The sequence below is a fragment of the Paraglaciecola sp. genome, from assembly GCF_039964565.1.
Classification (GTDB): Bacteria; Pseudomonadota; Gammaproteobacteria; order Enterobacterales; family Alteromonadaceae; genus Paraglaciecola.
In genome coordinates this window covers 1-6,809 of record NZ_JBDVXF010000047.1, presented here as the reverse complement: position 1 = coordinate 6,809, position 6,809 = coordinate 1, and the positions used below count along the sequence as shown (strand labels likewise).

The 6,809-nt window shown below is 39.2% G+C and carries 7 protein-coding genes; 2 read left to right on the top strand and 5 right to left on the bottom strand.

The window, feature by feature from the left end; all coding sequences use genetic code 11:
* Positions 1-329: 329 nt before the first annotated feature.
* The 3 genes from ABJK37_RS23415 to ABJK37_RS23405 all read right to left on the bottom strand — a co-directional run bounded on the left by ABJK37_RS23415 (position 330) and on the right by ABJK37_RS23405 (position 2,348).
* Positions 330-716: a carboxymuconolactone decarboxylase family protein gene (locus tag ABJK37_RS23415; RefSeq protein WP_348358857.1), complete on the bottom strand. Its 387-nt coding sequence runs from the start codon at positions 714-716 to the stop codon at positions 330-332.
* Positions 717-787: 71 nt separating this feature from the next.
* Entirely contained in the window at positions 788-1,156 is a 369-nt protein-coding gene (locus tag ABJK37_RS23410; protein WP_348358855.1) for a MerR family transcriptional regulator, read from the bottom strand.
* Between the two features lie 259 nt (positions 1,157-1,415).
* Positions 1,416-2,348 carry a helix-turn-helix domain-containing protein gene (locus ABJK37_RS23405; protein ID WP_348358853.1) on the bottom strand — a complete coding sequence of 311 codons (933 nt, stop codon included), beginning with the start codon at positions 2,346-2,348 and terminating at the stop codon, positions 1,416-1,418.
* A gap of 160 nt (positions 2,349-2,508) precedes the next feature.
* Between ABJK37_RS23405 and ABJK37_RS23400 the strand changes: the two genes are divergently transcribed.
* Both ABJK37_RS23400 and ABJK37_RS23395 read left to right on the top strand, forming a co-directional pair.
* The gene (locus tag ABJK37_RS23400) at positions 2,509-4,029 is read left to right on the top strand and encodes an aldehyde dehydrogenase family protein (protein WP_348358851.1); all 1,521 of its coding nucleotides are present in this window, start codon (positions 2,509-2,511) and stop codon (positions 4,027-4,029) included.
* 340 nt (positions 4,030-4,369) lie between these two features.
* Positions 4,370-4,948 (top strand): ankyrin repeat domain-containing protein, encoded by a 579-nt coding sequence (locus ABJK37_RS23395; RefSeq protein ID WP_348358849.1) that lies wholly within the window; start codon positions 4,370-4,372, stop codon positions 4,946-4,948.
* Positions 4,949-5,420: 472 nt separating this feature from the next.
* Here ABJK37_RS23395 and ABJK37_RS23390 read toward each other — a convergent pair whose 3' ends face one another.
* Both ABJK37_RS23390 and ABJK37_RS23385 read right to left on the bottom strand, forming a co-directional pair.
* Positions 5,421-6,239: an alpha/beta hydrolase gene (locus ABJK37_RS23390; protein WP_348358847.1), complete on the bottom strand. Its 819-nt coding sequence runs from the start codon at positions 6,237-6,239 to the stop codon at positions 5,421-5,423.
* 86 nt (positions 6,240-6,325) lie between these two features.
* Positions 6,326-6,643, bottom strand: coding sequence for a hypothetical protein (locus tag ABJK37_RS23385; protein ID WP_348358845.1), 318 nt, complete (start codon positions 6,641-6,643; stop codon positions 6,326-6,328).
* Between the last annotated feature and the right edge of the window lie 166 nt (positions 6,644-6,809).

Genomic DNA, 6,809 nt, shown 5'->3' with positions numbered 1-6,809 from the left:
CTAGAGGTGCGGCAACTGGAGTCAAACCCGTTCAAGAAATGACTGCATTAAAATTAGGTAAAAGCCGCACTATAAGAAACGGTGAAAAAGTCGCGATTCTTAATTTCGGCGTTTTATTGCCCTTTGCTGAAGAAGCAGCAGGAATATTGGGTAGGGTTGAAGCGTTTTATAAGTAAACTTAGTGGCTAGTGGCTAGTGGCTAGTGGCTAGAAAAGCTTAAAGCTTAAAGCTTAAAGCTTAAAGCTTAAAGCTTTTTTAGGGTGTCAATACAAATACTCTACAAATACATAGAACGAGCCAACTGTTACGAACCTGACTCGATATCCTTATTAAGCTTTTATTATGTCACGCTCGATAAATACTTCTTTAGCGACAAACATACCGTTTAAAGCTGCTGGAAAACCAGCATATACCGCCATTTGTATAATAACTTCTACTATTTCTTCGGGTTTGCAACCAACATTTAAGGCACCATGAATATGAACATTCAATTGAGGTAGGCAATTTCCTAAAGCAGTTAATGCCGCAACTGTAGCCAATTCTCGGCTCTTTAAATCAAGTCCAGGCCGCTGGTAGATGTCACCAAAAGGAAATTCGATTGTGTATTTTGCCAAGTCAGGCGCAATAGAGGCTAGGCTATCAATAACTTTTCGCCCTGCTTCTCCGTCAATTTCATTTAGCTTATTGAGACCTGATTCGTAACGTTGATTATTCATTAACACTCCAATTGTTGTTTATTGCGCTTATTCACAATAACTCAACCTTACAACTTAGAGCCAACTCTAAGTCAAGCGTTAAGTTCTAACTCAATGATTTCGCTATAATGCACAATTTTCTCTTTTAACTTTTTAAGATGGAATTGTTCTTCAGTAATTTTCTGTTCTAACGTCACTGCATGTTGTTGCAAAATTTGCATTCTTAATTCAGATGTAGAAGCACCTTCATCTCTTAAATCAGCATACTTTTTAATATTATCGAGAGGCATACCTGTATCTTTTAATCGTTTTATAAATTCAATCCAAATAACATCTTTCTCTGTAAACCAACGGTGGCCACTGGAATTTCTAGAAATATTTTTTAACAAGCCAATCTTTTCGTAATATCGAATCGTATACGAAGACACATTGGTTACCTTCGAAAATTTTTGAATATTCATACAACCCTTGAAAGAAGTTTAACTGTTAAGCAGTAATTATCATGACACCTAATGATGATTGTAATTGACGGGCTTTTTAATCTTTTTGAAAGCGTCACTGGATGGCGACTATAGCAGCATTACACCCCCTCATAGTCGAGCCTCAAGATCATCTATGATTTCGTGGTGATACCAACGACTCTGTCACCATCGATGCGCCTGAGATCAATTTCTACAAACGATACAAAATCATTTTGTCTTGATCTAGATACTAATATATTTAATGGCTAGTGTATTGTTTTGAAAATGCTGAGGGAGCCATACCATACTGCTCATGGAACCGGCGATTAAAGTGACTCAAATCGGCAAAACCAAGAGAGAAACACACTTCACTCACCGAGCGACCTGTTTTAAGTAATTGGGCAGCCGTTTCAACTCGCAAATACTGCTGTAAATTAAGCGGTGAACACCCCACTTTTTGTTTAAAAGCTTGATAGAAACGTGAACGACTCATACAGGCTACTTTGCATAAATAGTCGATATCCAGAGGCGTGCTTAAATGGGTATTGATATAGTGAATACTGGCCTGTAAACCATTTTTTTCAGATCGCTCTTGGCTGTCATTTAACAAAAATTCCCGTGCTTGATGTTTGAGAATACGCGTGACTAATTCCGACACCCCAAAATCAATAGCAATATCTCGTTCACTATCATCTTCAATAAAACTATTAAACAAACGCTCAAGCAATAGTTGTGTGCCTTGAGAATGTTGAGTGTGCAGATGGCGTTGTGACAATACGCGCCAACTATCAAGTTCAAGGGGAGCACCAAGTTGTTGATCGAGTTTATCGCTGATAGCAGCTATACGTTCACGGCTTATTTCAACAGTCAAACAACGAGTGGGTTTGTCCATTTTCGCTTCGGGGAAATCAATAGCAACAGAAGTATTAGCCGCCATCACAAACGATTGATTAGGCACAAACTCCATTGATTCGGCGCCACCCACAACAGGGTATGAACTGTGTAATACTTTTTTGCCCTGGATCATGCCGCAATATAACAAACCAGTAGAATGCAATAGTACCTTTTCAGCGGGCAGATAAGTGTCGTAAATACTTAATTCAGAATGTGGCCCTGCAAAACTGACTCTGTTTTCTACCAGTTTTTGTGGGCGATCTAAGCCAATTTTAGTCGCTAAAGCATTGTCATTCATATTACGTTCCTACGTTAAAAGAACTTTAGGATTGTCGTACAAGTAAAATGGACTCACAGACAACTCATTTTTAGATCCACAATTTATATTAACAGTCGAAAGCCATTTGATTAAATTTTTTTTAACAAATGAAATGTAAAGTATTTATAAGGAATCTTCTATGATTTATGCACAACCTGGTTCAGCCGATTCATTAGTCACCTTTAAGAAACAATACCAAAATTTTATTGGAGGCCAGTGGGTTGCCCCTGTTAAAGGTCAGTATTTTGATAATGTAAGTCCCATTGATGGAGAGAAATTTTGTGAAATTCCTCGCTCAACTGAAGAAGACATTAATTTAGCCTTAGATGCAGCTCATCGCGCAAAAGCTTCGTGGGGATCAACCTCAGTCACAGACCGCTCAAACATATTACTAAAAATTGCTGACCGGATAGAACAAAATTTAGAATTATTAGCCGTTGCAGAGACGTGGGATAACGGTAAAGCCATCCGAGAAACGTTAAATGCAGATATTCCACTCGCTGCAGACCATTTCAGATACTTTGCAGGTTGTATGCGCGCCGAAGAAAGTAGTTTAAGCGAGATAGACAGTAATACAGTTTCATATCATTTTCATGAACCGCTCGGGGTAGTAGGACAAATTATTCCATGGAACTTCCCTATCCTAATGGCGGCCTGGAAATTGGCCCCAGCTTTGGTTACAGGTAACTGTGTGGTATTAAAACCAGCCGAACAAACGCCCGCTTCCATTTTAGTATTACTAGAGTTAATCGGCGATTTATTACCAGATGGCGTGTTAAACGTAGTAAATGGCTTCGGAAGAGAAGCAGGTCAAGCGCTAGCTAGCAGCACACGAATAGCTAAAATTGCATTCACTGGCTCAACACCCGTTGGGATCCAAATATTAAAATGCGCAGCTGAAAATATCATTCCATCAACGGTAGAATTGGGCGGTAAATCTCCAAATATCTACTTCAATGACATTATGAATAACGAAGATAGCTACCTAAGCAAATGTGTTGAAGGCTTAGTATTAGCTTTCTTCAACCAAGGTGAAATATGTACTTGTCCTTCAAGAGCGTTAATTCAACAAGACATTTACGAACCCTTCATGGAAATGGTGATCGCTCGTACCAACAGCATTATTCGCGGCAATCCACTTGATGTAAATACTCAAGTTGGCGCACAAGTATCAAACGTGCAATATGAGAAAATACTCAACTACATTGATATTGGTCGTAAAGAAGGCGCAACAGTGTTAACGGGTGGAGGCAGTGCGAACTTGGTCAGCCCTTACGACAAAGGGTTTTACGTACAACCTACCTTGTTGAAAGGCACCAACGACATGCGAGTATTCCAAGAAGAAATTTTTGGTCCTGTAGTCGGAGTAACAACATTTAAAGATGAAGCCGAAGCGTTAGCGATAGCAAACGACAGTATGTTTGGTTTAGGTGCCGGGTTATGGACGCGAGATATGAACCGTGCTTATCACCTTGGTAGAAAAATAGAAGCCGGTCGTATTTGGACCAACTGCTACCACGCATACCCAGCCCATGCTGCATTCGGTGGTTATAAAAAATCAGGCATAGGACGCGAAACCCATAAAATGGCGATGGGTAATTACCAACAAACCAAAAACCTTCTAGTGAGTTACGACACTAACCCTTTGGGCTTTTTCTGATACCAAATAGGTATAAGCCCTTTTTAAACGTTAGCGCCTAGCGCTAACGTTTCTTTTTAGAGCAAAATTATCAGGAATACCCGCGTGTCTCAGCAACGGGCGTATCACCTAAATAAGAAATAACAGCCTTTGAATTAGGTAAAAATCCCACCATAAGAACCGGTGAAAAGGTAGCTATTCTCAACGTTGATATTTTATTACCCTTCATCCAAGAAGCCGCAGAAAAAATCATCCACCCTGTTCAATTAATTATTCACTTGGAAATTTACTTTTACTTTTCAAACTATTTCAACCTCTTATTCGACTTACTTAATGTTGATATTAATAAACGGAGAATAAAATGAAATACACCACACGCAGTATTGCCCTTATCGGAACAGTTTTAGCCTGCCCATTGTTATTTGCAGCAACATACACAGCTCAGCAAGGTGAGCCTTTAGTTGAAGCCATTAAACAGGCAAATCACGCCAACATAAAACAGGTATTCAACCAAGGATTTGACGTTAATGATGAAATACGAGGAGATGGCACGCCACTTATCATTGCCGCTAGAAACGGTGACTTAAATTTAACAGAACATTTGATCGACATAGGTGCAGACGTCAATCAGATAAGTCTAGGTAACGGCAACCCATTGATAGCAGCCGTACAAGGCAAAAATATCACAGTGGTTGAGCGTATTCTTCAACAAGGAGTGAATATTGACGCGAATGTAGAGAATGATGAAACGGCACTCATTAATGCCTCTCATATGGGCAACCTAGAGATGGTACGTTATTTAGTGGAACAAGGCGGCGCCGACATAAACTTGGCTGTCAACGCCAAAACGTCTAATGGAGTGGTACTTAGAAGCCCTCTCAACATGGCAAAAACACCAGAGGTTAAAAACTACCTAATAACCCGCGGAGCCACACTGTAAGTTACCCAGCTAAGCCTAACCATCAGTTTAGGCTTTTTCCGTTTTATTATTTCACGCCTCAAGAGTTAGTTATCATGACTGTCCCGATAAGTATTTATACATTTCTTCGGCGAACATAGTTAAAAGAATTCGGAAAGAAAACTAACCTATACAAAAACATAGGAAACATGTTAAAAATGATGAATGTAGATATGCGACAAAATGCCGTGTTTAAACACCGGATTTTGTAAGAGATTAATATTGTTGAACTAAGCCGCTACGCGGAGCCTGTCATCCTTTCCATTTGAGCCACACTTATCGGTGGGTATGTACCTATATTTTAGGAGATAAGTGATCGTGACTTTATACAGACAGCCATAATAAAAATGGATATCTAAGCCGACTCAAATTCTAATTGGAAGTGCGCCAGAAAACTCGAGCACTTTGGCCGAAGGCCAGCAAGTGACTTTCTGAGTAACGCGCCTTGTTATATTCAACTCTCAAAGAACGCCTTAATCTCAGCAGATAACACCGCAGGAGCCTCTTCAATCACAAGATGCCCCGTGTCAGGTACAGTTACAAGTTTGGAACCTCTTATTTTACTTTGAAGTAAATAAGCTTGCTCGCAAGGAATCCACTTGTCTTCTTCCCCCCACAATATGAGAACTGGTGCGTTTACCGTGTTAAATTTATCTTGAAACTCATCTGTAAAAACTGAATCTGCTTGAGCAATCTGTCGATAAAATGCTTTTTTTCCTTTTTCATCCTGCCATGGCGTTAGTATTCCATCGATTGTTTCTTTTGAAAGTTTTTGATGTGCAGCTGTTTTTATATACGCTTCGACTATTGCTGAATGAATATAATCAGGAGCTCCAGCAAAAGCATTTTCATGTTTTTCGATATGTTTAAAAAATGGCGATCCCCAAGGAGATAATGCGACAGGATCTATGACAGCAATTTTTTTATAGTTACGCTTATCTAAGATGTGATTTCTCAATACTGTTGTGCCACCAAAGTCATGGCCGACAATAAAAGGCGACTCTAATTCCCAGTGTTCAACTAAAGAATCTAGTAATTTATTCTGTATTCCAAGAGAAACATCTGCTTCACTTTTATCTGATTCTCCATACCCAAGCAGATCAAAATAGTAAACCTTATAATGACTGGCTAAGTCACGAATCAAATGCCTCAAATTGAAAGATGACCAGGGTGTGCCATGCACCAAAATTAGAGGTTCTCCCTCACCTTTAATACCGTACTTAACTTCCCGACCTTGATATTGAAACGTATGAGGAAGACTCCAATTGCTCAATTTAAACTCCTTGAATATAACGCTTTGCATATGGGAATTTTAGGAGCGCTTTTTCAGCGAGTGAAATTCCCACCATTAGGTTTTTGTTATGCACTTGCTTGTACAAAGTGCAACTTGCCAAATTCAGTGTGCTTTGATTCAGGATTCATAGACAGTAACTTATCAAGTTGCTTCGAACTAAATAAATTATTCTTGAATAAAGCTCTAAACTCGCCGTTATCAAAACTCTTTATCCAATTTATATGCTCATGTGAGGATTCAATACTTAAACCACCAAGTAGCCCTTTTTTGATCTTGCCTTCCGAAAAAACATCAATCCCTTCATCAATCTCTATTTCAAACCCACAACTTGTTGAAAAAGGAATGGTTAGTTTTACCAAGCCACCCATAACTAGTTTTACCAAGCTAGTTTTACCAAGCAGAGCTAGTTTTACCAAGCCACCCATAACAATTTGACTAAATAAAAAGACAAACTAGGCTTTGATTAGGAAATAAATCAAAGGATTGATGTCATGCCTCAGCCACGTAGTAGTCAAATTAGTTTATCGGATACTCCATTTTATCATTGTG